Source organism: Rhodobacter sp. 24-YEA-8 (assembly GCF_900105075.1).
Classification (GTDB): Bacteria; Pseudomonadota; Alphaproteobacteria; order Rhodobacterales; family Rhodobacteraceae; genus Pseudogemmobacter.
Genome location: NZ_FNSK01000001.1, coordinates 1,336,914 through 1,354,718 on the forward strand (window position 1 = coordinate 1,336,914; position 17,805 = coordinate 1,354,718).

At 62.9% G+C, this 17,805-nt stretch carries 15 protein-coding genes and 1 tRNA gene; 10 read left to right on the top strand and 6 right to left on the bottom strand.

The features are described 5' to 3' along the window. Window positions 1–21 precede the first annotated feature (21 nt). Together BLW25_RS06735 and BLW25_RS06740 are read left to right on the top strand one after the other, a co-directional pair. Window positions 22–237, top strand: coding sequence for a glycoside hydrolase family protein (locus BLW25_RS06735; RefSeq protein ID WP_253188257.1), 216 nt, complete (start codon window positions 22–24; stop codon window positions 235–237). Then, complete coding sequence (locus BLW25_RS06740) at window positions 219–491, top strand: hypothetical protein (RefSeq protein WP_092897543.1); 273 nt, start codon at window positions 219–221, stop codon at window positions 489–491. The genes BLW25_RS06735 and BLW25_RS06740 overlap by 19 nt, the downstream gene beginning before the upstream one ends. Window positions 492–1,704: 1,213 nt before the next feature. On the opposite strand, the gene BLW25_RS06745 is transcribed toward BLW25_RS06740, so the two are convergent. Continuing rightward, window positions 1,705–1,778, bottom strand: a tRNA-Gly gene (locus tag BLW25_RS06745). A 72-nt stretch (window positions 1,779–1,850) separates the two neighbouring features. Beyond that, complete coding sequence (locus BLW25_RS06750; RefSeq protein ID WP_092897545.1) at window positions 1,851–3,887, bottom strand: ASKHA domain-containing protein; 2,037 nt, start codon at window positions 3,885–3,887, stop codon at window positions 1,851–1,853. 240 nt (window positions 3,888–4,127) lie between these two features. Here BLW25_RS06750 and BLW25_RS06755 point away from each other — a divergent pair, with 240 nt between their 5' ends. The 5 genes from BLW25_RS06755 to BLW25_RS06775 all read left to right on the top strand — a co-directional run bounded on the left by BLW25_RS06755 (window position 4,128) and on the right by BLW25_RS06775 (window position 11,038). Then, the gene (locus BLW25_RS06755) at window positions 4,128–5,948 is read left to right on the top strand and encodes an ABC transporter ATP-binding protein (protein ID WP_092897547.1); all 1,821 of its coding nucleotides are present in this window, start codon (window positions 4,128–4,130) and stop codon (window positions 5,946–5,948) included. Between the two features lie 342 nt (window positions 5,949–6,290). After that, the gene (locus BLW25_RS06760; RefSeq protein ID WP_092897549.1) at window positions 6,291–6,899 is read left to right on the top strand and encodes an outer membrane protein; all 609 of its coding nucleotides are present in this window, start codon (window positions 6,291–6,293) and stop codon (window positions 6,897–6,899) included. Between the two features lie 314 nt (window positions 6,900–7,213). Then, window positions 7,214–8,575 (top strand): cysteine--tRNA ligase, encoded by a 1,362-nt coding sequence (cysS, locus tag BLW25_RS06765; RefSeq protein WP_092897551.1) that lies wholly within the window; start codon window positions 7,214–7,216, stop codon window positions 8,573–8,575. Window positions 8,576–8,654: 79 nt separating this feature from the next. Then, entirely contained in the window at window positions 8,655–10,274 is a 1,620-nt protein-coding gene (gene cimA, locus BLW25_RS06770; RefSeq protein WP_092897553.1) for a citramalate synthase, read from the top strand. Continuing rightward, window positions 10,271–11,038, top strand: coding sequence for a phytoene/squalene synthase family protein (locus BLW25_RS06775; RefSeq protein ID WP_092897554.1), 768 nt, complete (start codon window positions 10,271–10,273; stop codon window positions 11,036–11,038). Before cimA ends, BLW25_RS06775 begins: the two co-directional genes overlap by 4 nt. On the opposite strand, the gene BLW25_RS06780 is transcribed toward BLW25_RS06775, so the two are convergent. After that, window positions 11,039–12,256, bottom strand: a complete 1,218-nt coding sequence (locus BLW25_RS06780) for an MFS transporter (RefSeq protein WP_092897555.1) — start codon at window positions 12,254–12,256, stop codon at window positions 11,039–11,041. Between the two features lie 103 nt (window positions 12,257–12,359). Between BLW25_RS06780 and BLW25_RS06785 the strand changes: the two genes are divergently transcribed. Both BLW25_RS06785 and BLW25_RS06790 read left to right on the top strand, forming a co-directional pair. Next, the gene (locus BLW25_RS06785) at window positions 12,360–12,995 is read left to right on the top strand and encodes a DNA-3-methyladenine glycosylase family protein (protein WP_092901662.1); all 636 of its coding nucleotides are present in this window, start codon (window positions 12,360–12,362) and stop codon (window positions 12,993–12,995) included. Continuing rightward, entirely contained in the window at window positions 12,992–13,651 is a 660-nt protein-coding gene (locus BLW25_RS06790) for an alpha/beta hydrolase (RefSeq protein WP_092897557.1), read from the top strand. Before BLW25_RS06785 ends, BLW25_RS06790 begins: the two co-directional genes overlap by 4 nt. A gap of 149 nt (window positions 13,652–13,800) precedes the next feature. On the opposite strand, the gene BLW25_RS06795 is transcribed toward BLW25_RS06790, so the two are convergent. Together BLW25_RS06795 and speB are read right to left on the bottom strand one after the other, a co-directional pair. Next, window positions 13,801–14,781, bottom strand: a complete 981-nt coding sequence (locus tag BLW25_RS06795; RefSeq protein ID WP_092897559.1) for a glucokinase — start codon at window positions 14,779–14,781, stop codon at window positions 13,801–13,803. Window positions 14,782–14,879: 98 nt separating this feature from the next. Continuing rightward, on the bottom strand, window positions 14,880–15,842 hold the full coding sequence (speB, locus tag BLW25_RS06800; protein ID WP_092897561.1) for an agmatinase: 963 nt from the start codon (window positions 15,840–15,842) through the stop codon (window positions 14,880–14,882). A 123-nt stretch (window positions 15,843–15,965) separates the two neighbouring features. Here speB and BLW25_RS06805 point away from each other — a divergent pair, with 123 nt between their 5' ends. Next, on the top strand, window positions 15,966–16,976 hold the full coding sequence (locus tag BLW25_RS06805; RefSeq protein WP_092897563.1) for a TDT family transporter: 1,011 nt from the start codon (window positions 15,966–15,968) through the stop codon (window positions 16,974–16,976). 4 nt (window positions 16,977–16,980) lie between these two features. On the opposite strand, the gene BLW25_RS06810 is transcribed toward BLW25_RS06805, so the two are convergent. Continuing rightward, complete coding sequence (locus BLW25_RS06810; protein WP_092897565.1) at window positions 16,981–17,676, bottom strand: type 1 glutamine amidotransferase; 696 nt, start codon at window positions 17,674–17,676, stop codon at window positions 16,981–16,983. Window positions 17,677–17,805: the final 129 nt, after the last annotated feature.

A 17,805-nucleotide genomic window follows, 5' to 3' on the forward strand; every position in this document is an offset into this window, starting at 1 on the left:
AACGAGACCATCCGGGACAGGTTGCCTGCGCCTCGTGATGCGGCATTCACCTCGCTGGCCTTCAACATCGGGATCGCAGGGGCTGGGAAGTCCACCGCCACCCGGCGACTGAATGCCGACGACATTCCCGGTGCCTGTGATGCCCTGACGTGGTTCAACAAGGCCGGCGGGCGAGCGGTGCGCGGGCTGGTGGTTCAGAGGGCTGAGGAGCGCGCGCTATGTTTGAAAAAGGCCTGATCTATGCCGGTGCAACCAGTATCGTTTTCTCGGCCGGCGTCTGGACCGGCCTTACCTGGGAGCGCCGGTCGGGGGCGGAGAATTTGGCAGCCGCCGCGACGGTCGCCCTGCAATACGCAGCCAGCGCCAGCGAAGTCCAGCAATCTGCAACCTATACTTTCGGGGAGATCGTCCGCGATGCGACTGCAGATCCTGATTCTGATAATTGCGCTCTCGGGCTGCGGGACCCGGAGCACCTCAACCGCCTTCGCTGATTGCGACCGCCCGGTGCTGATCCCTGAGCGGGACATCACCCGGGCGGAGGTTGCCAGTCTGTGGGGGCAGGACCGCGCGCTGCGCTGGTCACTTGTCGCGCCCGGAATGCTGCTGCGTCACGTATCGATCCGGTGAGCCTGCGGTGAGAGCGGGCGGTGGTATGCGACCAACCCAAGCAGGCACAAAGAGAGAACCTCTGAAGAAGCTAGCTACGAAAGGATTTAATCCCCCGGGCGCCGCGGCCGAAATGACCACCGGTTGAAGTTGAGATGGGCTCTTCGCAGAAGTCAGACACGCACAGTGCGTAGATGTGTTCAAGCTCGATCTTCTGGGAGCCAAGTAGGTTAAACATGGCTGATGCGGATTTGCTGTCGTCCGTGGTCTTGCCTTCAGAGTGGCGCTGGAGCCAGTCCAGGATGCTGGAAATCAATAAGAAATGTTCTGCGCTCAAACGAAAAATTCCAAAACCCAAGGTGCCAAAGAGGCGACGGCTACTGAAAACAACACTACAATCTAAGCGCGATTCTGTCTGGTGTGTCAATTGCTATACAACTGTTTAACAGCTGGATCCGGCGGTTGGGGCTATATGTACCTTGCCCGCCCACCGGATGACCGGGCCGTGGTGAGCGGAGCCCGGCTGATGGCGCTGATCGATGCAGGGTGTCAGGCTTGATCCCGCTTTCGTTCTGCCAGATCATGTACAATCTGGCAGCGGTCACTCCATTCCCATTTGTGCTGCCTGAGCGCGACCTCGCACCCAGCGGCCCGGGCAAACTCCTGCAGTGCAGACGGCGCGTCTTAGGTGCCGGCCAGTGCGACATAGCGCGCGCGGCTGTATCTGCCTGATCGGCCGTATCTGTCACAGATGAGGTGGACTGTATCGGGTAGCGGCATGGTTGTACGGGACATGGGCGACTCGGATGGGCCGGGATTTCACGTGTTCATGATTTGTTTCAGATATACAATGGCCGTGCGCACTGTCAGTTCCTGGCTCTGCCCGGGCTGATCACCGCAGGCATCCTGATTGCAAAGTCCTCGGTCTGTGGCCGGGGGCCTTGGCGTGAGACAGGTCGAATCGGGAACATAGTCTGGGGGTCAATTGCCTTTTATTGCGGTTTTGTTCCCATTGAGAGCCGGTGTGGATAGTAAAAGCCTATGCCATCAATGGCTGCCACCGTCTTGAAATCAAACACAAAAAACCGTGTGGAGATCTGGAGCGGGTGAAGGGAATCGAACCCTCGTATTCAGCTTGGGAAGCTGCTGCTCTGCCATTGAGCTACACCCGCATAGCCGTTCAGCTACGCGAGTAGCGATGTAAGGTCAAGCGGGGCTCTGCGGCCGATTGCGATTTTTGGGTATCAGCGCCGGCGCCGGCGGCCTTCTCCTCCGCCGGATCCTCCGGTGTTGAAGGAGACATCGGGCAGGGTGACCACTTTTGCGAGTTCGGGGAAGTGATTGACCGCATTGGGAATTGCGCTTGCATTGACGAAATGCTCCTGAAAGCGCGGCTCAATCGCGGTCTCGACCTTGTGGATCTCGTGTACAGTCGCCTCGATCTGATCGCGCGCCGCACGGTTCAGAAGCGCGATCCGCGCGCCGGTGCCGGCGGCATTGCCGGCCGAGCTGACATGATCCAGCGGCACATCCGGGATCATTCCCAGCACCATTGCGTGTTTTGGCGAGATATGCGCTCCAAAGGCGCCGGCGAGGGTCACGCGGTCGACATGATCGATGCCCATCGCATCCATCAGGAGTTTGGCCCCGGCATAGAGTGCCGATTTTGCCAGTTGAATCGCGCGGATATCGCCCTGTGTTACAGTGATCCGCGGGCCGCCCTCTGCGCTGGCATCATGGATCAGATAAGAGAAGGTACGGCCGTGCGGCTCGGCGCGCGGCGTGCCGGTCTGATCGGGGCCGCCGATCAATCCGCTCGCATCGACGAGGCCCGCCATCCGCATCTCGGCCACGGCTTCGATGATGCCGGAGCCGCAGATGCCGGTGATGCCGGTTGTTGCGGTGGCTTCGGTGAACCCCGGCTCATCCGACCAGAGTTCGGATCCGATCACCCGGAAGCGCGGCTCTTTCGTGATCGGGTCGATGGTGATGCGCTCAATCGCACCTGGGGCCGCGCGCTGGCCGGAGGAAATCTGCGCCCCTTCAAAGGCGGGACCGGTGGGCGAGGAACAGGCCAGAACCCGGCTTTCATTCCCAAGCAGGATTTCGGCATTGGTGCCGACATCAACAATGAGCACCATGTCTTTGGATTTATTGGGTTCCTCGGATAGTGCCACCGCTGCGGCATCGGCACCGACATGGCCGGCAATACAGGGCAGGACATAGACCCGGGCATTGTGGTTCATCGCTGTCAGATCCAGCGCGCGCGCGTCTAGCGTGAGAGAATCCGATGTTGCCAGCGCGAAAGGCGCCTGGCCGAGTTCCACCGGATCAATCCCGAGGAAGAGGTGATGCATCACGGGATTGAAAACAATCACCATTTCATAGATTTGCCCGGGCGAAATACCAGCTTCCTCCGAGATCGACAGTACCAGATTGTTGATCGCCTCGCGCACGGCTCTGGTCATTTCGACATCGCCGCCCGGGTTCATCATCGCATAGGACACCCGGCTCATCAGGTCTTCGCCAAAGCGGATCTGCGGGTTCATCAGCCCCGAAGAGGCCAGAACTTTGCCGGTCGAGAGGTCGCAAAGATGCGCCGCGATCGTGGTGGAGCCGAGATCGACAGCGAGGCCGTAAAGCGGCTCTTCCGCATAGCCGGGGAAGAGATCGAGGATACGATGCGCCTCGTCGTGATTGCCCTGGTTCAGGATCGCTGTGACCTTCCATTCGCCCTTGCGCAAGACTGTCTGGAGCTTGCGCAATATGGTAAGATCAGCTGTTACATCTTTGATTTTCCACTGATCCTGCAGGGCGCGCTTCAGACGTTCGAAATCACCGGTGGGGATATGCATGTCGGGCTCTTCAACCTCGACATAAAAGCTGCGGGTGGCGGGATCCATGGCAATGTCACGCTCGGTGGCGGATTTGCGGATCACCTGTTTATGAACCTGGCTCTCGGGGGGAACGTCGATAACGATATCGCCCATCACTTTGGCCTGGCAGCCAAGGCGGCGGCCTTCCTTCAGCCCACGGATACGGTTGTAGCGATCCTCGACCGCGTTCCATTCCGAAAGCGCGCCCGGCTCGACCGTGACGCCGTGTTTCGGGAATTCACCATATCCCGGGGTGATCTGGCATTTCGAGCAGATGCCGCGCCCTCCGCACACTGAATCGAGATCGACGCCAAGGCTGCGTGCGGCCTGGAGGACCGGAGTGCCATGCGCGAAACGTCCGCGCTTGCCCGATGGGGTGAAAATGACGAGTGCGTCTTCTGACATGGGTTTGGCCTCTGGTCCTCTCGCGCAACCCTGGTTCTAGCGGGAATGGGCGGCGGGGCAAGGGCGGGAAGCGTCAGGTTGCGACCTGTTCGCGGCGTGATCGCGACATGAGCGGGCGCGACATCCGGGCCCTGAGCTGAGGCAACGCGGTCGGGAGCCGGCCGCCGAGGCCCCGGAGTATTTGTCTGAGGAAGAAAAGGGGGAGTTGACGGCATTCAATGCTGCGCATAGCGGAGGCGCATGGCACGCGCACCTCTTCTTCAGCTTTCGGGGATTTCGCTGACTTTCGGCGGCAATCCGGTATTCGATGATCTTTCGCTGACCGTTCAGCCGGGTGACCGGGTGGCGCTGGTCGGGCGCAATGGCACCGGAAAATCCACACTTATGAAGGTGATGGCCGGGATTGTTGAGGCAGACAAGGGCCAGGTCGTGGTGCCGTCTGGCGTCACTGTGGGGTATATGGAGCAGGATCCGGATCTGTCCGGCTTTGCGACACTGGGCGAGTTTGCCGCGTCGAAACTGCCCGAAGATGAGGCCTGGCGGCTGGCCACGGTGGCGGATGGGTTGAAATTCGACCCGGATGTGCCGGTGGCGACGGCGTCGGGCGGCGAGAAACGCCGGGCTGCCCTGGCGAAACTGCTGGCCGAGGCGCCGGAGCTTATGCTCCTCGACGAGCCGACCAACCACCTGGATATTCAGGCCATTGAATGGCTGGAAAACGAGCTGCGCGACACGCGGGCGGCTTTCGTGCTGATCAGCCATGACCGCGCGTTTCTGAAAGCGCTGACGCGCGCCACTTTGTGGATTGATCGCGGCGAAGTGAGGCGGCGCGAAGCAGGTTTCGACGGTTTCGAGGACTGGCGCGAGACTGTCTGGGCCGAGGAAGACGAGGCGCGCCACAAGCTGGATCGCAAGATCAAGGCCGAGGCGAAATGGGCGGTCGAGGGGATCTCGGCCCGCCGCAAGCGCAACCAGGGCCGGGTCCGGGCGCTTGCCGCTTTGCGCGAGGAGCGGTCCTCGCAGATCCGACGCCAGGGAACGGCGGCGATGGCGCTGGAAAGCGGGCCGGTCTCGGGCAAGCGCGTGATCGAGGCGGTCGGACTGACCAAGGGGTTCGGCGACAAGACGATCGTCAGGGATTTTGATCTGCGGGTGCAGCGCGGCGACCGGGTGGCTTTTGTCGGCCCGAACGGGGTCGGGAAGACCACGCTGCTGAAACTGCTGACCGGCGAGATCGCCCCCGATGCCGGAACGGTCACGCTTGGCACCAGCCTTGAGATCGCGGTGTTTGACCAGACGCGCTCGCGCCTTGATCCGGAGGCGAGCCTTTGGGAAAACCTGACCGGTGATCCGCTGATGGCGGTTTCCGGCGCTTCCGACCAGGTCATGGTGCGGGGGCAGCCGAAACATGTGGTCGGCTATCTGAAGGATTTTCTCTTTGATGAGGGGCAGGCGCGGGCGCCGGTGCGCTCATTGTCAGGCGGCGAGAAGGCGCGGCTTTTGCTGGCCAAAATCATGGCCTTACCGTCTAATCTTCTGATCCTGGACGAACCGACCAATGACCTTGATGTCGAAACGCTTGATCTGTTGCAGGATATCCTGGGCGAGTTTGACGGCACGGTGCTGCTGGTCAGCCATGACCGTGATTTCATTGACCGGGTGGCGACTGCGACCGTTGCGATGGAGGGGAATGGCCAGGTGACGGCCTATCCCGGCGGCTGGTCGGATTATGTGCAACAGCGTCCTGAACGGCAGGCACAACTGACCGCAGCACCAAAATCTGCCACGAAGGCCGTCGAGAAGGAAACCGCAACTGTATCAAGCGGTTCCGCCTTATCTTTCACAGAGAAAAAGCGACTCGCGGATCTGCCGTCGCAGCTGGAAAAGCTGGGGGCCGAGATTGCCCGGCTGAGCGATCTTCTTGCCCAGGCCGATCTCTTTGAACGCGAGCCCGTCAAATTCCGCAAGGCCAGTGAGATGCTGGCCGAGCGGGAGGCGGCTCTGGCTGCGGCGGAAGAGGAATGGCTCGGCCTCGCGGAACGGGCCGAAGACCAGGGCTGAACGCGCCCTGATCTGCCCTGACAGGCTTTCCGCCCGGCAAGACGGGCGGGATTAAGCCGTTTGCCGATCTGGCCCAGGCAGTTTTTGGCCAGATTTGAACCGATCCGTTCACAATTGATCGCGCGCTGCTCACGCCATGGTGAGGTCGGGTTGCGCAGAGGCTCAAAGGCTCCGATGTCTGGGGCAGCACATCCCCGGCGGAGGCGGCTTCCGGTCACCGGATGGCGCCTGGCAAGTGACGAGGGAACGGCCTTCCTGGTCCTCACCGATCAGCGAGGCGCCTTTCCTTTAAGGCACTGTCCGTAGCCCGACCGGGGGGATGCGGAACAAAGGAGTTAACGAATGAAACGTATCGCAGCGATCCTCGCTTTCAGTGCAGTGGCAGCCCCTGCTTTCGCCGGTGGCCCGGCCGTCGTGGTCGATGAACCGGTGGTGGTCGCCCCGGCTCCGGTCGTGATCTCGGCCCCGCAAGGCAACTGGGCAGGCTTCTATGGCGGTGCCAGCCTTGGCTATGGCAATTTCGACGGTGAAACATCCGGCGTGAAAGTGCTGGATGGCGACGGCGCAATCGGCGGCGTGCAGCTCGGCTATCGCTGGGACCTCGGCAATACCGTGATCGGTGTCGAAGGGGCTTTCGCGGGCTCGAACATCAAGGATGATGCGGTCGATGCCAAGCTGAAGAACAAAACCGACCTCAAGCTGCAGCTCGGCTATGACCTCGGCCAGTCGCTGATCTATGCGACCGCCGGTGCTTCCTGGGCCAAGGCCAGCATCGCTGGTACCAATTACTCGGATAATGGCTGGGTCGCCGGTCTCGGCTATGACTATGACCTCGGCAATAACTGGGTCGTAGGTGCCGAATACCTCTACAACAAATACGACAATTTCGACAATTCCGGCGTCGATCTTGACGGCAGCACTTTCGCGATCCGGGCGAACTACCGCTTCTGATCCGGAACTGATCCATCTGTAATACGGGCGCCGCCAGCCATTGGCGGCGCCTTTTTTATGCCGGGCCGCAACTCTGTGCGCAGGAAAGGTCTTGGCCTCGCCGCGCAGCCATGGCACAGAGCACCACGAAGACAAGAGTGAAACGGGGGCGCAGGGCCCCGAAGCGAAGGGGCCGGTCGAATGACAAGATTGCGCATGACCTTCATCTGCTGCATTACCCGCTGATCCAGGATCGCGCGGGCGGCTTCGTCTTATCCCAGACAGAACCGGTAAGCCCCGCGCGGGGGAGAAGCATCGCGCGAGGAGCATAACGGGTGACCATCCGGCTGACCAATACGAAGACGCGTCGCAAGGAAGTGTTTGAGCCGATCAACAGCGATCGGGTGCAGATCTATGTCTGTGGCCCGACCGTCTATGACCGCGCCCATATCGGCAATGCCCGCCCGGTGGTTGTTTTTGACACGCTTTTCCGGCTGATGCGGCATGTTTATGGCGCTGATTCAGTGGTTTACGCGCGGAACTTCACGGATGTTGATGACAAGATCAACGCCCGCGCCGCCGAGACCGGCCGCCCTATCCGCGATATCACCGATGAGACGATCCGCTGGTATCACGAGGATATGGATGCGCTTGGCGCGCTGCGCCCGACGCATGAGCCGCGCGCGACCGAATATATCGGCGCGATGATCACGATGATCGAAGGGCTGATCGAAAGCGGCCATGCCTATGCAGCCGCAGGCCATGTGCTGTTCCGGGTGCGCAGCTACCAGGCTTACGGCGCGCTGTCGGGGCGTTCCGTCGATGATATGATCGCCGGCGCCCGGGTTGAGGTCGCACCTTATAAAGAAGACCCGATGGATTTCGTGCTCTGGAAGCCTTCGGACGAGGGTGTTCCGGGCTGGGACAGCCCCTGGGGTTACGGGCGGCCCGGCTGGCATATTGAATGCTCGGCAATGTCCTATGAATTGCTTGGCGAGAGTTTTGACATTCATGGCGGCGGGCTCGACCTGCAATTCCCGCATCATGAGAATGAGATTGCGCAGAGCTGCTGCGCCCATCCGCATGGGTCTTTCGCACGGGTCTGGATGCATAATGAGATGCTCCAGGTCGAAGGCAAGAAAATGTCCAAATCCCTGGGCAATTTCTTCACCGTGCGCGATCTGCTGGACCAGGGCTATCCGGGTGAGGTGATCCGGATGGTCTATCTGGGCACCCATTACGGCAAGCCGATGGACTGGACGCATGAAAAGGCGGTCCAGGCCGAGGGAACCTTGCGCAAATGGCGCCAGCTGGTGGATGGCGTGCCGCCGGGCGAGCCTGCGCCGCGGGTGGTCGAGGCGCTTTCGGATGATCTGAACACCGCGGGCGCGATTGCAGTCTTGCATGATCTGGCCCGCGAGGGCGATGCGGCGGCGCTGAAAGCCTCGGCCGGGATGCTGGGTCTTCTGGAGGATCACATGGGGTCCTGGACAGAGGCTGGCGTTGACCTCGCCCCCTGGGCGGCGCGGCTGGCATCCTTGCGCGAGGCGGCGATGCTGTCGAAAGAATTCGCGCCGGTTGATGCGATGAAAGCAAACCTGCTGGCGGCTGGCGTTGAGGTACGGATGTCGAAAGCGGGGGTCGAGCTGATGCCGGGACCTGGTTTCGATGCGGCAAAGCTGGAGGCGCTGGACTGATGGATGCGGCAGGCAGCGGGGGGCTTTCTGCCCCCCACACCCCCCGGGAATATTTGCGTCAGGAAGAAGGGGCGCCGGAATGAAAGAGCGTCTTTATCTCTTTGATACCACTTTGCGCGACGGGCAGCAGACCCAGGGTGTGCAATTCTCGGCCGCAGAGAAAGTGGCGATTGCGCGGGCCCTGGACCGGCTCGGGGTGGATTACATCGAAGGCGGCTGGCCGGGCGCGAACCCGACCGACAGCGATTTCTTTCGCGAGGCGCCACAGACCCGCGCGGTGATGACCGCTTTTGGCATGACAAAGCGGGTCGGACGGTCAGCCGAGAATGACGATGTGTTGGCGGCGGTGCTTGATGCGGAAACGCCTGCGGTCTGCCTGGTCGGGAAGACGCATGAATTTCATGTGACAACCGCGCTCGGCGTGACGCTGGAGGAAAACCTCGAGGCGATTTCGGCGTCCCTGCGCCATGTCGTGGCGAAGGGGCGTGAGGCCTTGTTCGATGCCGAGCATTTCTTCGATGGCTACCGTGCCAATCCCGGTTATGCGCTCGACTGTCTGCGCGCAGCCGAGGCGGCGGGCGCGCGCTGGATCGTGCTTTGCGACACCAATGGCGGCACGCTGCCGGGCGAGGTTGGTCGCGTGGTGCGCGAGGTGATCGCGGCCGGCATTCCGAGGGCAAGGCTTGGCATCCATTGCCATGATGATACTGGCAATGCGATCGCCAATTCGCTTGCGGCGGTCGAGGCGGGGTGTCGTCAGATCCAGGGCACACTTAATGGGTTGGGCGAGCGCTGCGGCAATGCCAATCTGGTGACGCTGATCCCGACCCTGAAGTTGAAAGCGCCCTTTGCGGACATACTTGAAACCGGGGTTTCCGATCAGGCTATGGCCGCGCTGGTAAAGACCAGCCGGATGCTTGACGACATCCTGAACCGGGTGCCATTGCGCTCGGCGCCCTATGTCGGGGCATCGGCCTTTGCCCATAAGGCGGGGCTGCATGCCAGTGCGATCCTCAAGGATCCCTCGACCTATGAACATATGGATCCCGGCCTTGTCGGCAATACCCGCCAGATCCCGATGTCGAACCAGGCCGGGCAGTCGAACCTGCGGGCGCAGCTGGCGCTTGCGGGGATCATGGTTGACCCGAAAGACCCGCGCCTTGCGCTGATCCTTGAAGAGGTGAAACGCCGCGAAGATCAGGGCTATGCCTATGATGGCGCCCAGGCTTCGTTCGAGATGGTGGCGCGGCGCGAGCTGGGGCTGGCCGCGCATTTCTTCGAAGTGCTGCGCTACCGGGTGACGGTCGAGCGGCGCGATGAACCCGATGGCAGCCGCCGGACCCTCTCAGAAGCGGTGGTGGTTGTGGATGCCGGGGGCGAGCGGATGCTTTCGGTTTCGGAAAGCCAGGACGGGGCAGGGAATGACCGCGGCCCGGTCAATGCCTTGTGGAAAGCGCTGGCGAAAGATCTTGGCCCCTGGCAGGCACTGATCGGGGATATGCGGCTCGTGGATTTCAAGGTTCGGATCACGCAGGGCGGCACAGAGGCCGTCACCCGCGTCATCATCGACAGCGAGGATGGCAAAGGGCGGCGCTGGTCGACGGTCGGCGTCTCGCCCAACATAGTCGACGCGTCATTCGAGGCGCTGCTCGATGCGGTGCGCTGGAAGCTGACCCGCGATACGGAGGCGGCGTCGTGAGCCTTGACGCCTGTGCCGCGCTGGTTGCGCGTGGCGACCCCGACCGCTGGCAGGCGCTGATGGCGGCGCCGGTTCAGGCGCGGGCTGATCTCCTGCCGCTTTACGCGTTCAATCTGGAACTCGCGCGTATCCCCTGGACCACGAAAGAGCCGATGATCGCCGAGATGCGGCTGCAATGGTGGCGCGAGGTGGTCGAGGCCGCGATTGCCGGAGAGCCCGCGCGCGCCCATGAAGTGGCAGGGCCGCTGAACGCGCTGATCCGCGAGAAATCTCTGCCCTTCGAGGCCTTTGACCAGATGATAGAAGCGCGTCGCCATGATGCCTGGGGCGGGGTCTTCACTTCGGAGACCGCCTTTTACGACTATCTGGGCGCGACCGGCGGCGGGCTGATGTGGCTTTCGGCGCTGGCGCTTGGGGCAGGGCCTGCGGCGGAGGAGGCAGTGCGGCTTTATGGCCGGGCCTCGGCGATGGCGGGCTATTTCCGCGCGGTGCCGGAACTGAGCGCGCGGGGCCGTCACCCCTTGCCCGAGGCCGTGCCCGAGGTGCTGGCGCGTGAGGGGCTCGAATGGCTGAAGGCCGCAAGGGCAGGGCGACGCAGCATCCCGCGTGCGGCACGTGCGGCACTTTTGCCGGGCTGGCAGGCCGGGGCAATTCTGGCGCGCGCTTCGGCTGATCCGGAAGCAATAGCCGAGGGCCGGCTGACACTTGCGGAATTCGGCCGGCGCGGCGGGCTGTTATGGCAGGCGCTCAGCGGGCGGTTCTGATCACGCCTCTTTCGGGCGCAGCCAGAGCCAGATCAGCGCCCCGCCGGCCAGCACGAGGAAGGGCAGCATCGCAAGATTGACCATCTGCCAGCCGGTCTGGGGCGATCCCCCCGAGCAGTTCATCAGCCCGCCCGAGGAGAGCGACGCCAGCGTCACGCCCCCGAATACGACCAGATCATTCAGCCCCTGCAGGCGGCCACGCTCTTCCGGGCGCTGTGCGGCGGTCAGCATTGTGGTCGCGCCGATGAAGCCGAAATTCCAGCCAATACCCAGCAGGATCAGCGCGGCATAAAAATGCACAAGCTGGACACCGGTCATCGCGACCGCTCCGGCGCCCGCAAGGATCATCAGCCCGATGGCAATGATTTTCTCGACCCCGAAACGGGCGATCAGATGGCCGGTGAAGAAGCTCGGCAGATACATGGCCAGCACATGGGCCGAGACGATGTTCGAGGCATCGGATTTCTCAAAGCCGCAGCCCACCACGGCCAGTGGGGAAGAGGTCATGACGAGGTTCATCAGCGCGTAAGAGACCGTGGCGCAGATCATCGCGACTGCGATCACGGGGGTGCGGATCAGCTCGCCCCGGCTGCGGCCCTGGCCGGTGTCGACACGTGCAACAGGGCGCGGGATTTTCAGCGCGAAGAACAGGAAAAGGCCGATCAGGTTGATTGCGATAATGGCGAGATAGCTGCCGGTAAAGGTGATGACCAGCGCATCCGAGGTCGCGCGGAAGATCAGCGGTGCCAGCAACGCTGAAAGCAGCCCGCCCCCCATGACCCAGGAAATGGCGCGTGGGCGGAAGCTGTCTGATGCGGTATCCGCTGCGGCGAAGCGGTAGAAGCCCTGCGCGCTCATATAGGTGCCGGAAAAGAAGGCTCCGACGCAAAAGAGGGTGAAACTGCCCACCCACAGGCCCCAGGCGCCAAAGGCCCCGCCAAGCGCGCCGCCAAGCGCACCGAGGATAAACCCCGCCGCCCGCCCATAGCGCTGCATAAAGGCCGATATCGGCGTGGCGCTCAGCATCGAACCCAGCACGGTGAGCGTGACCGGAAGCGTCGCCCAGCAGATATTCGAGGCAAGGCTCTGCCCCGCCAGCCCCGCCACGGTGAAGATCAACGGCATCTGTGCGCCCAGCATCGCCTGAGCGATGATCAGGATCACCACATTGCGCCTGGCCAGCGCGTCGGAAGCGGGAGAGGGATGAGTCGCGGTCATGGCGTGAGGTAAGAGCTTCCCGGGGGGCAGGGTCAAGGGGCCGACAGCGCCGTGGCACTGCGGCGGATTGCCATTGGCAGCGGCGCGTGATCAGGTTGCGCTTATGACCACGCCCCGCATCATTCTGGGCGAGCCCTGTCTCGCCGAAGGGATCGACTGGCTCTCGCGCCTCGATCCGCGCTTTGCCCATGCCGCCGGGCTGACCGGGATGCCGCCCTTGCGGCTGCGCCAGGATGGGTTCGAAGCGCTGCTGGATGCGATCATCTCGCAGCAGGTTTCGGTCGCTTCGGCCACAGCGATTCGTGCGCGGATGGCGGCGGCGGGCTATCTCGATGAGAACCGCATTGACGCGGCCGGCGAAGAGGATCTGCGCGCGGCCGGGCTGTCGCGACAAAAGGCGCGCTATGCCAAAGCGCTGGCGGCGGCGCGGCTGGATTATGCGGGGCTCAGGCAGGCGCCGACCGATGCCGTGATCGCGCAGCTGGTGGCGCTGCCTGGGATCGGACGCTGGACCGCCGAGATCTATGCGATGTTCGCGCTTGGCCATGCCGATGTCTTCGCGCCCGGTGATCTGGCCTTGCAGGAATCCGCACGCCGGCTGTTTGGCCTCGACGAACGCCCCTCCGAAAAGGACCTCCGCGCCATGTCACTTGCCTGGGCGCCCTGGAGATCGGTTGCGGCACGGCTTTTGTGGTCCTACTACCGGGTGGACAGGGGCCGTGAAGGGATTATGGGATGAGAGAGCTGAAATTCGGACGCAAGGGTGCAGCGCAGGGTCGGGCGAAATCGCTGATCGTGTTCCTACATGGGTACGGCGCCGACGGAAATGACCTTCTGGGCCTCGCCGATGCGCTGGCGCCGCATCTGCCGGATACGGCTTTTGCCGCGCCCGACGCGCCGGACCCCTGCGCCGGCACGCCCTTTGGCCGGCAGTGGTTCCCGATCCCATGGCTCGACGGCTCGTCCGAAGACGCGGCGCGCCAGGGGTTGCTTGCAGCGGCAGAAGACCTGAACGGCTTTCTGGATGCGAGGCTGAAGGACGAGGGGCTGGAGCCATCTGCGCTTGCGCTGATCGGGTTTTCACAAGGCGCGATGATGAGCCTGCATGTCGCCCCCCGCCGCAGCCTGCCACTGGCGGGTATTGTCGCTATTTCCGGACGCTTGCTCGCGCCGGAATTGCTCGCAGCCGAGGCGAAGGTGAAGCCCCCGGTGCTGCTGATCCATGGCGATCAGGATCCGGTGGTCCCCTTCGAGGATATGTCCCTTGCAGGAGACGCGCTGGTCAGCGCCGGATTCGAGACCTATGCGCATGTGATGCAGGGAACCGGTCACGGTATCGCGCCCGACGGCCTTGGCGCGGCGCTCGGCTTCCTGAAAGAACGCCTGCCGGGGTGATTTTCACTGGTCGGGCTGGGGGCGCTGCCCCCGTCCCGTTCCGGGACTCCCCCGGGATATTTAGAGACAGATGAAAATCCTCAGCTGATTTCATCTGTCTCTAAATATCCCCGCCGGAGGCTTCCGCAATCAGCCAGACGCGCAGCGTTTCAATGCGGGCGCAGCGCCTCAAGCCAGGCGGCGCAGCCGGTCAGGGCGGCGTAATCATCTTCCACCACCGAGACGCGGAAGGCATGGGTCAGCAGATCGACCCGGCGCGGTTCGCGGAACTGCGCGGCGAGGTGATGCTGTTCGAACCAGGGCGTCATCGCCCGGGCCATGCCGCCGATCAGATAGATGCCGCCCCAGGGCAGATAGCTCAGCGCCAGATCAGAGAGGAAACCGGCCAGGATATGGCTGTAGAGCCGAGCGGCATCTGCGGCGACCGGGTCTCCTGCCGTCAGCAGCCCGAGGATTTCGGCAGAGGATTTCTCGTCCTGGTTGCCGGCCTGATGGCTTGCAAAACTGTAGAGATTGGCCAGGCCACGCCCGGCGAGGACTTCCTCGACGCCGCAATGTGCGACCTCACCGCGACCCTGCAGCAGCGCCTCGATGAACCGCAAAAGCGCGAGGTCTTCCTCGCTGCGGACCGGCATATTCATATGGCCGCTTTCCGAGGGCGGCACCACGCGATCGGCCCCGTGGCCATAGACCGGCGCGGCATTGACCCCGGTCCCCAGCCCCACAACCAGCATGGTCTGGCCCGGAACCGCCGCGCCGTCGATCAGCGGCCTCAGGCAATCCGGCGCGATATGGCCAAGCGCGTGTCCCTGGGCCTGGAGGTCGTTCAGGATCGAGACCCGATGCGCTCCGGTGGCGCTGCGAAGCTTGTCGTCATCCATCACCCAGTCGAGATTGGTCATGGTCGCGACCCCATCCTGCACCGGGCCGGCGGCAGCGACACAGACGCCCTCAACCGTCACGCCGGCATCCGTGAGATAGTCGCGCAGGATCGCGGCAATATCCTGGCCGCGCGCCTTATATTCTGCATTCGGAAAACGCCGGATCGAGCCTTCGACCACCTGTGACCCTTCAGCGAGGGCGACCCGCGTATTGGTGCCGCCGATATCGGCAAGGATCGCCAGGGCCATAGGTCACTCCATCACAAGACGGGGCAGCGGGTATTCCCGCTGCCGTTATCGCTATCATCTGCCGATTGATACCGGGTCAGACCCGGTCACGGCAAGCCTCAGCCGCGTTTCCCGCGCGCATGGAAGATGAAACCGAGGAAATTCAGCAGCACCTGGGCCGCGAGGATCTGTGTCGAGCCGGAGTGATCATAGTCCGGCGCCACCTCGACCAGGTCCATACCAACCACCTCATGGCGGTTGGCGACGGCCTGGAGCACCTCGAGCACTTCATAATAGAGGAAGCCGCCATGCGAGGGCGTGCCGGTCCCCGGGGCGATCGAGGGGCAGAAACCGTCAATGTCGATCGTCACATAGACGCGGGCATCTGCAGGGATGCGGGCCAATACGCCCTCGGTTCCCAGCTTGCGGGCCTGGCGCACCGAGATGATGTCATCACCCATCCTGCGCGCGGCATCATAGCCGTCTTTCGCGGTCGAGGACACATTGCGGATCCCGAGCGCGGTGATCCCGGTGACATAGTCCTTTTCGGCGGCGCGGCGCATCGGGTTGCCATGGCCATGACGCACGCCGTGGCGGATATCGACGAAATCGAGATGCGCGTCGATCTGCAGGATATGGATCGGGCCGCGGCCTTCAAAGGCGCGGATACAGGGGATATTGATCGAATGATCGCCGCCCAGCACCACCGGCAGCGCGCCGGCATCAAGCATGGCGCGCACGCCCGCCTCGATATTGGCGTGGCTGGTTTCGGTATCGGTATGAACGATATCCGCATCTCCGATATCGACGATCCGTACATCCTCGGCCAGATAGGTCGCGTCGTCTTCGTGATCATAGGCGCCGCCCAGTCCGAAGGAAAACAGCGTCGAGGCTTCGCGGATCGCGCGCGGTCCGAAACGGGCGCCGGCGCGGAACTGTGTGCCGAAGTCGAAAGGCGCGCCCATCACGGCCACATCGGCGTCGATCTTATCCCAGTCCGGCTGGTAAGCGTTTTTGCCGAAAGTGGAAATTCCCACGAAGGGCAGGTTCAGCCGGGCGGGCTTTGCGGTGTTCGAAGTCATGGTCTCTCTCCCCGTTTTGGCGCGACATTGGTGCCGAGTTTGCGGAATGGCAAGCCCGGCCGCGACATCGGATCGCCTTGAGGCGACCGCAATTCCCCGCTTTGCTGCGCAGAGGAGGTGACCATGTCCCAGGATCCTGCAGGGCTTCGCCCCAAACGCTTTCCGGCGCCGGAGTTTCCGCCGCGCCAGACCCGGCTTTTTGCCCGGACGCCACCGGTGATTTTTACCGCGCTGGCCGGGCTGATGTCGCTGCCTCTGGTTCTGCGGGAGGTGCTGATTGCCACCGATCTGCCGGTGGCGGCGGCAGATATGGCGGCGGGGCTCTTACTGGCCTTCTGGCTGTTCTGCATCTTCGCTCTGGCTGTGAGAATAGTCCGGCGACCTTCTGTAATCAAAGATGATTTTCGGGTTATCGTTTCCCGAAACGGGCTGTTTGCGGCAACGATTTCGGGGATGATAGCGGGCCAGCTGATCCGGCCCCTCTGGCCGGTGTCATCATTCGGACTGACCCTGGTCGCACTGGTCGCGCATCTGGTTCTGGCGCTGGTCTTTTTCACCCTGGCCTGGCGCAGGCGTCGCGAATCCGGTCCACATTCCTGGGCCTGGCCTGATCCGGGGATGCAGTTGATTTACGCGGGGCCATTGGTGGTGGTGCCTGCGCTGATTGGGCAAAGCTGGACCGGCGCAGCCCTAGTTCTGAGTGTGATTTGTCTGGTGCCGGCAGGTCTTGCTTTGCTGGCCGGGCTGATCGGGCTGTTGCGCGAGCAGACCCCGGCACCTCTGCGGCCAATGTTGGTGCTGCATCTGGCGCCGGTTGCGCTTTGCGCCAGTGTTGCGCTTAATTTTGGTCAGGAAACCCTGGCTGCGGTTCTGGGACTGGCCGCTCTCGTCATGCTGTTCTTGATTGTCGCAGCAGCCGGCTGGCTGGGAAGAGCGGGATTCACGCCGATCTGGGGCTGTGCGATCTGGCCGGTCGTCCTGGTGGCAGACAGTATGGCCCAAGGCGGCGCAACAGCGACATCCGTCGCTGTCTTGCTGGCAGTTTCTGTATTTTCAGCAGTGGTTTGCTGGCGGATCTTCAGGCTTTGGCCAAAGGGAAAGCTCGCCGATATGACCAATACCGGCGAGGCCTGATCACTCAGATCAGGGCGACCCAGGCGCGGGCCAGGGCAAGCCCGGTTTGATCGGCTGCCGCACCCCATTTTTCGGCCTCTGCCGGCATGTCTTCAACCCAGCCCTTGCGGGTGGCTTCGACAACCTCGGGGAATTCGCGGTTCCAGGCGGCGGCGACGTTGCGGTTCACCTCGAAATGGAACTGCATCCCGTAAGTGGCGCGACCGATCCGGAAACACTGGTTTTCCGCCATGGGGGACGAGGCCAGCCGTACCGCGCCTTCGGGCAGGGTAAAGGTGTCGGTATGCATCTGATAAATGCGGAAAGGCGCGGCCGCTGCCCGCATCACCGCATCCTCAGCCGCCTCGGGCAAGGGCGTGACCTCGCACCAGCCGGCCTCGGGCGCCACACCGCGCAGGTTCTGCCCGCCAAAGGCGCGTGCAAGGATCTGCGAGCCGAGGCAGATCCCCAGAACCGGCTTATCGGCCAGGCTATAGGCGCGCATCAGATCGGCCAGCGGGTCGAGATAGGGATGGGTCTCTACGTCATCGGCATATTGTTCGCCGCCAAACACCACCAGCGCATCGGTATCGGGCGCGAGCGGCACTGCCTCGCCATTCCGCGGCTTGATCAGGTTGATCGCGGCGCCCGCCTCATGCAGCGCGATACCGACCTGGCCGTGCTGGGTGCTGGGGGTGTTTTCGACGATGGTGACGCGCATGGGCCGGTCCCTGGGAAAGAATTATTCCTGCCATATCGTCAGGGCGCCCGCGAACAGGCAAGGGGGCAAAGCGGGTGAATGACGTATTTCACGGATCTGTTTCACAAAAGCCGGGCAGACCCCCTTGCG